This is a genomic window from Bacteroides sp. (assembly GCF_030151085.1).
GTDB lineage: Bacteria > Bacteroidota > Bacteroidia > Bacteroidales > Bacteroidaceae > Bacteroides.
The window spans coordinates 60268-73161 of the sequence record NZ_JASLER010000078.1 but is presented as its reverse complement, the minus strand read 5'-3'; the positions used below and the strand labels follow the sequence as shown (position 1 = coordinate 73161).

At 42.3% G+C, this 12894-nt stretch carries 10 protein-coding genes; 4 read left to right on the top strand and 6 right to left on the bottom strand.

Translation table 11 applies throughout. The annotated features are described in order from the left end of the window. Positions 1-81 precede the first annotated feature (81 nt). Together Q1W14_RS15500 and Q1W14_RS15495 are read left to right on the top strand one after the other, a co-directional pair. On the top strand, positions 82-1164 hold the full coding sequence (locus tag Q1W14_RS15500) for an aminoglycoside phosphotransferase family protein (protein ID WP_300702996.1): 1083 nt from the start codon (positions 82-84) through the stop codon (positions 1162-1164). Beyond that, complete coding sequence (locus Q1W14_RS15495) at positions 1155-1889, top strand: carbohydrate-binding family 9-like protein (RefSeq protein ID WP_300702994.1); 735 nt, start codon at positions 1155-1157, stop codon at positions 1887-1889. The genes Q1W14_RS15500 and Q1W14_RS15495 overlap by 10 nt, the downstream gene beginning before the upstream one ends. Before the next feature lie 71 nt (positions 1890-1960). Here the strand turns inward: Q1W14_RS15495 and rhuM are convergent, their stop codons facing one another. Further along, the gene (gene rhuM / locus Q1W14_RS15490) at positions 1961-2956 is read right to left on the bottom strand and encodes a RhuM family protein (protein ID WP_300702993.1); all 996 of its coding nucleotides are present in this window, start codon (positions 2954-2956) and stop codon (positions 1961-1963) included. A gap of 175 nt (positions 2957-3131) precedes the next feature. After that, positions 3132-3539 (bottom strand): hypothetical protein, encoded by a 408-nt coding sequence (locus Q1W14_RS15485; RefSeq protein ID WP_300702991.1) that lies wholly within the window; start codon positions 3537-3539, stop codon positions 3132-3134. 925 nt (positions 3540-4464) lie between these two features. Here Q1W14_RS15485 and Q1W14_RS15480 point away from each other — a divergent pair. After that, entirely contained in the window at positions 4465-5358 is an 894-nt protein-coding gene (locus Q1W14_RS15480) for a PHP domain-containing protein (protein WP_300702989.1), read from the top strand. A gap of 82 nt (positions 5359-5440) precedes the next feature. Beyond that, positions 5441-6046 carry a DUF1016 N-terminal domain-containing protein gene (locus tag Q1W14_RS15475; protein ID WP_300702987.1) on the top strand — a complete coding sequence of 202 codons (606 nt, stop codon included), beginning with the start codon at positions 5441-5443 and terminating at the stop codon, positions 6044-6046. Positions 6047-6139: 93 nt separating this feature from the next. Here Q1W14_RS15475 and lpxA read toward each other — a convergent pair whose 3' ends face one another. From lpxA to Q1W14_RS15455, 4 genes are all read right to left on the bottom strand, one after another. Then, complete coding sequence (gene lpxA / locus Q1W14_RS15470) at positions 6140-6907, bottom strand: acyl-ACP--UDP-N-acetylglucosamine O-acyltransferase (RefSeq protein WP_300702985.1); 768 nt, start codon at positions 6905-6907, stop codon at positions 6140-6142. A gap of 79 nt (positions 6908-6986) precedes the next feature. Next, positions 6987-8375, bottom strand: coding sequence for a TolC family protein (locus Q1W14_RS15465; protein ID WP_300702984.1), 1389 nt, complete (start codon positions 8373-8375; stop codon positions 6987-6989). A gap of 83 nt (positions 8376-8458) precedes the next feature. Further along, on the bottom strand, positions 8459-11671 hold the full coding sequence (locus tag Q1W14_RS15460; RefSeq protein ID WP_300702982.1) for an efflux RND transporter permease subunit: 3213 nt from the start codon (positions 11669-11671) through the stop codon (positions 8459-8461). Between the two features lie 11 nt (positions 11672-11682). After that, on the bottom strand, positions 11683-12855 hold the full coding sequence (locus tag Q1W14_RS15455) for an efflux RND transporter periplasmic adaptor subunit (RefSeq protein ID WP_300702980.1): 1173 nt from the start codon (positions 12853-12855) through the stop codon (positions 11683-11685). Between the last annotated feature and the right edge of the window lie 39 nt (positions 12856-12894).

Sequence of the window (12894 nt, the reverse complement as noted above, 5' to 3'; positions counted from 1 at the left end):
TGGAGGCTCATCGGACGATATTAGCCTTTTAGTAGAATGTAAAGAACGTATATTTGTATAATAATTAAATGTTTAGTTATCATGAAAGACCTTTTATCTATTGTATCTCACTTCCAGTTGGAGGGTACAGTTCAAGAAATCAAACCGTTAGGCGCAGGACTTATTAACGACACGTACAAAGTTACTACTGTTGAGGAAGACGCTCCTGACTACGTAATGCAACGCATCAACCATGCCATTTTCCAGAATGTGGAAATGTTGCAGGCAAATATTGATGCTGTAACCGGTCACATCCGCAAGAAACTGGAAGAAAAGGGAGAAACGGATATCGACCGTAAAGTACTCCATTTCATCCCCGCTATGGATGGAAAGACTTACTGGTACGATGGCGAAAACTACTGGCGTATTATGACATTCATTCCACGTGCTAAGACTTACGAAACGGTGAATCCTGAATATTCCTATTATGCAGGAGCAGCCTTCGGTAATTTCCAAGCTATGCTGGCAGATATTCCCGATACACTGGGTGAAACCATACCCGACTTCCACAACATGGAATTCCGTTTGAAGCAACTTCGTGATGCAGTAGCTGCCGATGCAGCAGGACGTGTCAAGGAAGTACAGTACTTCTTGGATGAAATAGAGAAGCGCGCCGATGAAATGTGCAAGGCAGAGCGTCTGCACCGTGAAGGAAAGCTTCCGAAACGTGTTTGCCATTGCGACACTAAGGTGAATAATATGATGTTCGACGAAGATGGTACTGTTCTTTGTGTTATCGACCTCGACACCGTAATGCCCAGCTATATCTTCTCCGATTTCGGCGACTTCCTTCGTTCGGGTGCTAATACCGGACTCGAAGATGACAAGAACCTGGATAATGTGAACTTTAATATGGAGATCTTCAAGGCATTCACCAAAGGTTATCTGGAATCAGCTAAGTCTTTCTTGTTGCCGCTAGAGATTGAGAATCTGCCATACGCTGCCGCTCTTTTCCCTTACATGCAGTGTGTACGTTTCTTGGCGGATTACATTAATGGTGATACTTATTATAAAATACAGTATCCGGAACATAACCTTGTACGTACTAAAGCACAGTTTAAGTTGCTTCAGAGCGTAGAAGAACATACTCCGGAGATGCAAAAATTCATAGCCTCATGTATATGAGAAAATGTTTAACGATAGTGGTAGTGGTACTCTGTGTGCTGCCACTATCTGCAATTAATCCTCAAAATAGTAAAATGAAAGAATTGAATGTAAAGAAGGTAAGTGCGGCAAGCATACCTGTGGAATCCGTTCCCGCCCTTCTGGATCAGGAGAAGGTAGCTTTTGAACCGATAAACACGGTAAATTGGGCTGCGTTTCCGTATTGTCCTAATGTGGAATTCCGTATAGCCCATACGGAAGATGCTATCCTGTTGCATTACAAAGTGAAAGAAGCCAGTGTGCGTGCCATTGCCGGAAAAGACAACGGTCCGGTTTGGGAAGATGCTTGTGTTGAGTTTTTCTCTATTCCTGCTGGTGATGGAGTTTATTACAATATGGAATGCAACTGTGCCGGAACTTTACTGATTGGTGCCGGTGCCGGACGAAACAATCGTCAGCATGCCCCGCAAGAAGTACTCGACGAAGTACAACGCTGGTCTTCACTGGGTCGTGAATCTTTCCCTGAAAGAGTAGGAGAGTGTGGTTGGGAAGTAGCCTTGGTTATCCCTTATTCTGCTTTCTTCTTGCACAACATTACTTCCTTAGATGGTAAGACGGTTCGTGCCAATTTCTATAAATGCGGCGATGGTCTTCAGACGCCTCACTTTCTTTCATGGAGTCCCATCGAACTGGAAAAGCCGAACTTCCATTGTCCGGAGTTCTTCGGAACGTTGAATATGGAATAAAAGCGGAAATAGAATACATTTTAGTAAATAGAAGTATCTCGCTCTCTGATCTATAAGAGGGCGAGATTCTTCTATTCCCTTTTTTTCTTATTTTTATTCAGCTTTTGAATGTCTTGTTCCAATTCTTTAATGCTTTCTAATCGCTCCAACTGCTTTTGTGTCTCCTTGTATTTGTCATACTCATCAGCGGCTTTTTGTAGTGCCAGTTTATGAGAGATTGATCCGGCGTGCTCCAATATATTTTTATCATTCATCGTAAGCACCTGCTTCAGTTTCTCAATCCAATCCCGCATATACATCGGTTTGTGTTGAATCGCTTGAGTCTCCGCATAAGCAAGGAATTGCTCTACAATCAATTTCAAAAGCCCAATCTCCTCTTCATTCAAATAGTTCTTCCCAATTTCCACATCTGCCTTACGAACCTTGTTCGGCAAAGAAGTCGACGTCAGCCCCATTTGCGGTAATGCGGCATTTGCCCGATAATAAATCAACTCCGCTGCAGTCTTGTCACTAACCGCCCAAAGAAGTTTATTTTGCACCTCTTTGTAAAAGGCAAGGGTCATTTCGTCGGACGGATCGTAATCAATACTTGTGGAGTAAATGTCTTTGATCTGCTGATAGAATAGCCGCTCCGACAAACGAATCTCCCGAATTCTGTCTAACAGCTCCCGGAAGTAGTTCATAGATGATCCACTCTTGAATCGCTCATCGTTCAGAGCAAATCCCTTGATGATATAATCCCGTAAACGTTGCGTTGCCCAAATACGGAACTGCGTACCTTGCACAGATTTTACTCTATAACCAACCGAAATGATGACGTCCAGATTATAATAATTTGTCGGCTTGGTAGAAAAATCGGAAATTCCGATTTTTCTCTTCGTTCTCTCCTCGTTCAGCTCACCTTCGCTATATGCGTTCAGAATATGCTCATTGATAGTTGACCTGGATTTCCCAAACAAAGTAGCCATTTGATCAATTGTTAGCCAAACCGTCTCTTCGGAGAATAGGACATCAACTTTTATCGTACCATCCTGAGACTGATATATGATTATTTCATTTTGTTCCATGTGTATAATCATTTACTACTATTTAAACAACTCTTTCATGTCAACTGATTTACTTGATATCTCATGTAAAGATATTGATTATTCCTGAGAGCGATATAATATTTAGCAAAGTTTGTATCACATTTTTCTAACGACAAGTCTGAAAGGTGTACCGATTCAGGAAAGTAGACTAAATTTATAGACCGAAAAGTATCTTTATTCCCTTCAATAGCTTTAGCCAAAGGGTTCCTATTCTTGTTTTGCATTCCCAACCCATTAATGATGTATATATACTATCTTTTTTAGGCTCCCAATAATATAGTTCATGATCTTTTAATTTGAGAATATATAAAACGGCATTATGCTTTAGGATAAAGAGAAAATCGTCTGTGTAGAGAGTTCCGTAGATATCGTCTATCTTGAGTCGGAGATTGCACTGAATTTCATTCGTATCATCCGTTTGAGTAAGAAATAAGACCAAATCTTCTGTAAGTATATAATTTTGCTTTTCGCTCAAAGAGTTGAGTACTTTTAGTTTTTGGAAATAAGACTGTCTTTTTATAAGGCGAAAGATAAATAAAATCTCATCATCAAGGGTTTTCATATCTACTTGGATTTAAAGTTTTTAAATCGCCCTTGATCTTTTCATAAAAGAAGTCGGACGTATTACTAATATTTATCCAACGAATGGCACCACCACAGCCCACACCCCCAAATAAATATGCTCACACGCCCGACCCTTAGTCGTTCGCATGAAACAAATTCATTGAAGGGGTGTTTTTTTATTTAGAATAAATTGGTGGTTTTATCGTTGTCAAAAAACGTTTCAATGCGCCGCATTTTTCTTCGGCATACTGCAAAGATAGCTGATTCATTGTGAATTGCAAAGTAGACTGCCTCTTTTTTGTCCATGCCAATTTATTTAGCATGAAGTTATTAAAAAGAGACACATCGCATTTACTACTTGAATTCAGCTCGCTCTACACAAAAGTTTGTTTTTGGAAAAGTATCTGCCATCTGCCACCTTTTTGCTTATATACTACTGATAATTAGGAAGATATAGCGTTGCAGATACCTGTTGCAGATAGGTTGCAGATGTTTTATCTGCAACACATGTATTTGTAAGTATTGTAGTGTTATAGAGAGTTTACAACAGATTTAGTCTTTTTAGATTATAGATAATAGGTTAATGTGTTAGTTCATAGAACTGAACACTTTGTTTTATAGTATAGAAACGATTTGTTTCAACATGGAAAACGATTTGTTTTATCAAGTCAAAACGATTTGTTTTGTACGTTGAAACGAACTGTTTCTCTATTTGAAACAAAATGTTTCGCTAGTTGAAACAGATCGTATTATTAGGGGAAACAGAATACGGAGTGACTTCTTATTGTTTCTTTCCCAATATGTGCTTACGCTTATTGCCGAATGAGAATGGTTAAATATTGCTTTCTGCCATATAAAGTTCATCAATTCTTCTTTATCTTTACGTGTGATATAGAAGAACTAGAATAAAGAATGATAAAGCTATGATTAAAGCAGATTTACATATCCATTCCAATTATAGTAGTGATGGAGAATTTGAGGTTTTTGATATTATAAGTAAAGGTCTGGCACAGAACATTGATTACTTATCTCTTACGGATCATAATTCGGTAAAAGGTATAGATGAAGCTGTTGTTTTAGCTAAGAAAGCAGGCATAACCTTTATACCTGGCATTGAGATTGATTGTAATTTCGAAGGCATTGATTTGCATGTGTTGGGCTATCAAGTGAATTGGAAATCAGTTGATTTTAGTCGGTTAGAAGAGAGTGTTTATTCTAAAGTTATGGATTCATTTGCTGAGATGATTCATAACATAAACAAATTAGGCTTCATCATAGATGCCCCTACTGTTCTTGCTCAGGCAAATGGTAAGTTACCTACCGGAGAATTAATTGCTGAGGTCATGTTATCGGATGAGAAGTACTATTCACCCTTACTTACTCCATATATGAAAGGTGGGGAAAGGAGTGATATGCCGTACATCAATTTTTATCTGGATTATTTTGCTCAGGGTAAACCTGCTTTTGTACCGATAAATTTCATTACTTATAAGGATGTTATTGAGATAATTAAGGACAATGGCGGGGTACCCGTCGTTGCTCATCCCGGACTTAATCTCAAAAATAAGGAAAGTATTGTAGAAACGTTATTGGATAATGGTGCAGAAGGACTAGAAGTGTTCAATAATTATCACAGTATGGAGCAAATCAGTTATTTTGCCGCTTTAGTTCAAAAGAGAAATGCAATAATGACTTGTGGAAGCGATTTTCATGGAAAGACAAAGCCTCTGATAAATATCGGACAAGCTAAGTTCGACAATCAATACGAAGATTATCTTGAACATTCCATACAACGATTGAGTAACCTAAGTATTTAAACACGCTTGCCTTCATACTTTGATGAGACAGACGAAAAACACATAGATAGAATGAAAAAGAAGGCTACTATAGCTGTTAATAATGTGCTATTGGAATTTAGGGAAAGATATATCCTTAAATCAAGCAGACAATCGGTACGGAACAGGTTTCTATCAGAAACTTAGTAAAGATTTGGTAGCTGAACTTCCTGATGTTAAGGGGCTTTCGCCTACTAATCTTAAATACACAAAGTACTTTTATGAGTTATATGCTCCTTGTTTGGCAAATCGTCCACAAGCTGTGGACGATTTTGTGCAGCAAATATTATTCAAAATACCTTGGGGACATATACGTTCGATTATAGATAAAAGCGATGGAAACATGGACAAAGCTATTTTCTTTGTCAAAGAGACATTGCAATACAATTGGAGCCGGGCTGTATTACTCAATTTCTTAGATACCGGGTTATATGAAGCTAAGGGAAAAGCAATAACTAATTTCAAGGCTAAACTACCTGAGATAGAAAGTGATTTGGCTCAGGAATTAACGAAGGACCCATATAACTTTGATTTCTTGACATTAACTGAGAATTTTAAAGAAAAAGAATTAGAAGCAGCTTTAGTCGATAATATTTCCCGCTTCCTTAATTTCAAGAGTGCATTACCAAGTATAGAAGAATTGGAGAATGAATTGAAACGGGAATTGTAATCAGCATCTTCCCCGCTTCATACAAAAATCCCCAAGCTTACAGTTAGTAAGTTTGGGGATTATTTAATTGTATAGGCACTTTATGCTTGCTTATTACTTCACAATACCTTTGGAGTTTTTGATGAAATTGAGAATATTGTGTATCTCGTCACTCATCGGCACTTGGTCTTCAATCTTCTGCAACGCATCTTGCACACTGAAGTTGCCTTGATATACCAGACGGTATGCATTCATGATGTGACGCAATACACGTTCGGTAACTTGGTTCTTATGTTGCAATACCGTGGCGTTTACACCGTGATATTCTGCCGGGTTACCATTCATAATGATATAAGGCGGTACATCCTTCGAGATGCGACAACCACTTTGAATCAATACCCAACTTCCTATATGGCAAGACTGTTGTAGGATAACGTTGCTGCTCAGGATAGTACAGCTGTCTATGCAGCAATCACCGGCAATAGTGGTCTTGATGCCCACAACGCAATGATCACCAATCTGTACGTCGTGGCAAAGATGCACGCCGTCCATCAGATAGTTTTCATTACCTATGCGAGTGCTTTTACCTGCATGCGTAGCACGGCTTATCACTACATTCTCGCGGATATCATTGTTGTCACCGATCACTAACAGACTGTTCTCACCTGTATAATGGAAATCCTGCGGTTCGGAACCCAGTACGGCACCATGATGAACCTTATTCCCTTTACCCAAGCGAGTGCCGTTTAGGATTCTTGCACCGGACATGATTATGCAATCATCACCAATCTCTACATCCCCTTCGATATAAACGAAGGGCTGAATCGTTACATTCTTGCCTACTTTAGCGGCAGAATCTACAAAAGCTAACGGACTGATCATAATAATAGATTTTATATTAGTGATTAATGATTGGTGATTTGCTTGTGATAACAAATCACTAATCACTAACAGTTATTTTTTACTCTCTTCCTCCTCCGAGCGCCTGATACAAGCTTACTACAGCCTGCATGCGGTTGTAAGTATCGGAAACTTCGGAAATCTGTGCGCTGAGATAAGATTGCTCGGCAGAAAGTACTTCCAAGTAGGTTGACGTGCCTAAGTTAAACAATTCTTTTGTATAATCGGCAGCATTCTTAGATGAATTTACCTGTACGCTACGAGAGGCGGCAGTCTCTGTGGCTGCTTGGTATTGATACAAAGCATTGCTTACTTCTCCTCCGGCACTCAACAGTGTTTGCTGGAACTGAATCTTAGCTTCTTCTTGTTGAGCTTTGGCTATTCTTAGTTTGGCTATGTTCACTCCATTCTGGAACAGAGGTTGAGTCAGCGAACCAATGGCCGAAGCCAGGAACTTGGCGGGGTTGATGATGGCAGAACCTGCACTGTTTGTCCAACCAGCCGAACCACTCAGCATGATTTTAGGATAGAAAGCCGAACGGGCGGTATTCGTATTGTAGTAAGCGGCGGCCAAAGACATTTCGGCAGCTTTTACGTCCGGACGGTTGGAGAGGAGTTGTAAAGGTATACCTACCGAGAATTCTGAAGGTAATTGCTGAGCTTCCAATACACCGCGTTGTACGTTTTGAGGGGTTTCACCCAATAAAATGCTGAGAGCATTTTCCGTCTCACGGATGCTGCGGCGAATTTCAGGTAGCGAAGCTAATACTTGTGCGTATGCGGCACGACTCTGCTCCACTCCGGCTCCGTTGATGCTATACAGGGCGGCATCCATCATGGCTTGCATGGTTTCTGTATTCTTCTTCAGAATATCGGCAGTGTTGGTAGAGATTTCCAACTGGCGGTCGAGCATCAGAAGAGTATAATACATATTGGCTATGCTGGCAATGATCTGTGTGCGTACAGCTTGCTGATAAGCTTTGGTTTGTTCCAATGTTGCTTTAGCGTAACGTTTCGGATTGAGCAATTGACCGAATAGGTCGATTTGCCATCCTGCCTGTACAGGCAACGAATAAGTCTTGGTAGCAGCACTCTTGTCGAAACTACTCACTGTTCCTTGCGGAGACAACGTCAACGAAGGTGCGTATGCCATTTTAGCTATAAGTAACGGAGCTTCCGCTTCTTTCACTTTCAGGGCAGCAGTACGTATGTCCGAATTGTTTTCCAAGCCTTTCTCAATAAGAGCTTGTAATTGCGGATCAGTAAACACTTCCCTCCAAGGCAGATTGCCGAAGTTAGCCGTATCAGCCGCTAATGTATCGTTTACGGAAGCCGTGTCGCGATACAGAGCAGATGTACTGATGTCATCGGGTCTGTCGTATGATTTGTAGATATGGCAACTGCTCAGGAAGGCAGTGGCACACATCAGAGTTATTATTTGTTTCTTCATAAAAGCTTCTTTTTTAGTGATTAGTGGTTAGTAATTAGTGATTTGCTGTTACAAACAAATCACTAATCACTAATCACTAAACGTTATTTCGTGTATTGCTCTATTTCAGGTTTAGCATCCGAGTTATCCACATCTGTCCATTCCATCGGTTTGAACTTCTCTTGCAGGTATTGGAATGCTACGAACAAGGCGGGTACGATAAAGATCTGCAAGATCATACCAACAAGCATACCGCCGATGGCCGAAGTACCCAAAGTACGGTTACCGTGAGCACCCGCACCGAAGGCGAACATCATCGGGAGCAAACCTACTACCATTGCCAGAGACGTCATCAAGATCGGACGAAGACGGGCGGCGGCACCCAGTACGGCTGCCCAAGTGATACTCATACCCATTTTACGGCGGTCGAGCGCAAACTCTACAATCAAGATGGCATTCTTCGCCAACAGACCGATCAACATAATCAATGCAATCTGCATGTAGATGTCATTGGACATGGAGCCGAGTATCATCTTCATCACCGATATGTTACCTATCGCACTCATACCATTCACGAACAGGAAGCTACCCAGCAATCCGAACGGAATAGAGAGCAATACCGAGAACGGCAGGATGTAACTTTCGTACTGCGCACTGAGCAACAGATATACGAACACAAAACAGAGAACGAAGATCAAGCCTGTGGTACTACCACTGGTTTCGGCCTCTTCGCGTGCCATACCTCCCAATTCATAACTGAATCCGGCAGGAAGATTCTCCTTGGCGACTTCGGAAAGTGCAGCCAGTGCCTGACCGGAAGTATAACCTTCGGCAGGAGCTACCATCACTTTCATAGAGGTGTAAAGGTTGAAACGGCTGATAATATCCGGTCCGTAAATCTTCTTGATGCTCATGAATTGTGAAATAGGAGCCATTTGGTCGCCATTGCGTACCTTGATGTTCTGGAGTGATTCCATATTGGCACGCATAGACGGATCGGCCTGCACCATTACACGGTACATCTTACCGAAACGGTTGAAGTTGGAAGCATACAAACCACCATAATATCCCTGCATCGTAGTAAGAATGTCGCTCGGACTGATACCTGCTTTCTTACAAGCTGCCGCATCAATGTCAATCATATACTGCGGGAAGTTGGGGTTGAAAGTGGTTTGTGCCGATTTAATCTCGGGACGTGCATCCAAAGCGGCAATATAATCTTTTACCACATCGTAGAACTTATTAAGGTCACCACCGGTCTTATCCTGCATGTTCAACTCAATATCGCTGGATGCAGAGTAACCCGGAATCATAGGCGGCTGGAAGAACAATACCTGTGCTTCCTTGATAACCTTCTGTGCACGCATGTATAGCGAAGCAAATACTATCTGTGAGTTTTGCATCATGGAACGATCTTCCCAGTTCTTCAACTTAATGATGAATGAACCGTAAGAAGGACCTTGTCCGCCGATGAAACTATATCCAACGATCATAGTACGTGACTCTACGGCAGGGTCGGAAGCAATCAAACTGTCTACACGGTTCATGATTTCGCCTGCACGCTCTTGTGAAGTACCCGGAGGTAATGTTACAGCACCCATCAGTGTACCTGTATCTTCGTTAGGAACCATCGCGGTAGGCGTAGTTTGCATGAAGAATATTAACAGTACGATAGAGCCGGCAACCATTCCGAAGGTAAGCCACTTCTTTTGGATGAAGAAAAGCACACGCTTTTTATAACTCTTCAATACATTATCGTAAGCGGCATTGAAGGCGATATGGAAACGTGAAACCAATGTAGCCTTCTTTTCTGCGTGCTCATCATGAGGTTTCAGGAAGATAGCACAAAGCGCCGGACTCAGTGTCAAGGCGTTCAATGCGGACAGAGCGATAGCGATAGCCATCGTCAAACCGAACTGACGGTAGAATGTACCTGCCGTACCGCTCATGAAACTTACCGGAATAAATACGGACATCATAACGAGGGTGATGGAAACGATAGCGCCGCCCAACTCGCTCATGGCATCAATGGAAGCTTGTTTGGCCGATTTGTAGCCTTGGTCAAGCTTGGCATGGACGCCCTCCACCACCACTATGGCATCATCGACGACAATAGCGATGGCAAGCACCATGGCACAAAGCGTCAACAAGTTGATACTGAATCCGATCAGTGATAGTACGAAGAATGTACCGATCAAGGCTACCGGAATAGCAATAGCGGGAATCAAAGTGGAGCGTATGTCCTGTAGGAATACATATACTACGATAAATACCAATACGAAGGCTTCGAGCAACGTCTTGATAACCTCATGAATAGAGGCGTAGAGGAAGTCGTTGGCATTCATGGAAAGGTTCACCTTCAAGCCTGCGGGAAGGGTTTCCTCTGACTTTTTAAGCAGAGCTTCGATATCGTTGATGGTCTGGGTTGCATTGGAGCCTGCCATCTGGAATACGATACAAGTTACAGCTGTATGTCCGTTTACTTTATTCTCAAAAGTATAGGCAAGACGTCCTAGCTCAACATCGGCGATATCTTTCAGGCGAAGAACTTCACCATCGGGCATTGCCTTAATTACGATGTTCTCGAACTCTTGTATCTGCTGCAAACGTCCGCGGTAACGGAGAGTGTATTGGAAGGTCTGATCTCCGCGTTCACCGAATTGACCGGGAGCAGCTTCCACATTTTGTTCAGCCAGGGCAGCTGTTACGTCGCCCGGGATAAGCTTGTATTGAGCCATGATCTCCGGCTTCAGCCATATACGCATAGAGTAATCTTGTCCCATCACCATGGCATCACCCACACCCTTGATACGTTGTACTTCGGGGATTAAGTTGATCTTGGCATAGTTCTCGATAAACTCTACGTTGTAAGTGTCGGTTTCATCGTAAAGAGAGAATACCGCCAGCATGGAGTTCTGACGCTTTTGGGTGGTTACACCGACTTTGGTTACTTCGGCAGGCAGTAAACCTTGCGCCATAGAAACACGGTTCTGCACGTTTACGGCAGCCATGTCGGGGTTGGTACCTTGTTTGAAGTAAATGCTGATGTCACCACTACCGTTGTTGGAGGCCGTGGAAGTCATGTACATCATGTTTTCCACACCATTAATCTGGTCTTCGAGCGGGGCGATAACGGAGTTCAATACGGTCTGCGCACTGGCACCCGTATAGGTGGCTCTTACCGATACGGTAGGAGGTGCGATGTCCGGGTATTGGGAAATCGGAAGCGTGAACAATCCGATGACACCCAGGATTACTATCAGGATGGAGATCACCGTTGATAGTACCGGACGCGTAATAAATCTATCTAATTTCATGTTTTCAATGTTTAATTAAACGCAGTGGCGATGTTACCTTCACTTTGGTCTTTCATTGCTTTCTGGTACTCGGCTTCTTTTTCTGCCGGAGTGATAGCTTTGATAGCCTGACCGTCTTTCAGGTTCTGTACACCTTCGATTACAATCTTGTCACCGGGTTTCAAGCCTGCGGTTACCAGATAGTACTTACCGTCGTTCAAAGGATAAACTGTAATTTCTGTAGTTTTCAGTGTATTGTCGCCTTGTGCTACATATACAAACTTCTTGTCTTGGATTTCGATGGTGGCCGATTGCGGAACCAGGATAATATTTTCTAACTGGTTGGGGAATACAACATTTGCCGTACCACCACTACGCAGAATGTTGCGCATGTTGGGGAAAGTTGCACGCATGCTTACGGCACCTGTGCTCTGGTCTATCACGCCACTGATGGTTTCTACCCGTCCGCTATCTGCGTACATGGTTCCGTCAATGAGTTGCAGTCTTACCGGAGGCATCTTCTCAAGAATCTCTTTGATGCTACCACCTTCACGAGTGAGGTTGAGTAATTGTTTTTCAGTCATGGAGAAGTAAACAAACATCTGTGAGATGTCCGAAACCGTTGTAAGCGGAGTAGTCGAAGAAGGACTAACCAAGCTACCTACACGGAAAGGTATTACACCTACCACACCGTCGCTGGGACTTGTTACATTGGTATAAGACAAATTATTCTTGGCGTTGATAAGCTGAGCTTCAGCTTGTGCCAGATTGGCTTTGGACTGCAATAATTGGTTTTCCGCCATTTGCAGGTCGTAGTCACTGATAATCTGCTTCTTGTTCAGTTCGCGTTTGTTGTTAACGGTCAGTTGCTGTGTGCTTAGGGCAGCTTTGGCTGTTTCTACGTTCGCTTTGGCTACATTTACGGCAGCTTGGTATTGAACGGGGTCAATGATAAATAAGGACTGTCCTTTGCGTACAATAGAACCTTCGTCCACATTCAATTTTGTGATGAAACCGCTTACCATCGGGCGGATTTCAACATCTTGCTTACCTTTAATAGTAGCAGGATAGCTGTTTGTTAAACTTGCACTTGAAGATTGCACGGCAATCACAGCACACTCGGGTACTTTACCCGCAGTTTTGTCACCTTGTCCACAGCTGAACAGTGACAGGCAAAATGCCAGTAAAACTAATCTACTCTTCATACTCTTTTTTATTCTCTGTGTATAATTTATGTCCGTTAA

What these genes read in the sequence shown, in the direction of transcription:
- Q1W14_RS15500 (WP_300702996.1), top strand. Translation starts at nt 82, where the DNA reads ATGAAAGACCTTTTATCTATTGTATCTCACTTCCAGTTGGAGGGTACA.
- Q1W14_RS15495 (WP_300702994.1), top strand. Translation starts at nt 1,155, where the DNA reads ATGTATATGAGAAAATGTTTAACGATAGTGGTAGTGGTACTCTGTGTG.
- rhuM (WP_300702993.1), bottom strand. Translation starts at nt 2,956, where the DNA reads ATGGAACAAAATGAAATAATCATATATCAGTCTCAGGATGGTACGATA.
- Q1W14_RS15485 (WP_300702991.1), bottom strand. Translation starts at nt 3,539, where the DNA reads ATGAAAACCCTTGATGATGAGATTTTATTTATCTTTCGCCTTATAAAA.
- Q1W14_RS15480 (WP_300702989.1), top strand. Translation starts at nt 4,465, where the DNA reads ATGATTAAAGCAGATTTACATATCCATTCCAATTATAGTAGTGATGGA.
- Q1W14_RS15475 (WP_300702987.1), top strand. Translation starts at nt 5,441, where the DNA reads ATGTGCTATTGGAATTTAGGGAAAGATATATCCTTAAATCAAGCAGAC.
- lpxA (WP_300702985.1), bottom strand. Translation starts at nt 6,907, where the DNA reads ATGATCAGTCCGTTAGCTTTTGTAGATTCTGCCGCTAAAGTAGGCAAG.
- Q1W14_RS15465 (WP_300702984.1), bottom strand. Translation starts at nt 8,375, where the DNA reads ATGAAGAAACAAATAATAACTCTGATGTGTGCCACTGCCTTCCTGAGC.
- Q1W14_RS15460 (WP_300702982.1), bottom strand. Translation starts at nt 11,671, where the DNA reads ATGAAATTAGATAGATTTATTACGCGTCCGGTACTATCAACGGTGATC.
- Q1W14_RS15455 (WP_300702980.1), bottom strand. Translation starts at nt 12,855, where the DNA reads ATGAAGAGTAGATTAGTTTTACTGGCATTTTGCCTGTCACTGTTCAGC.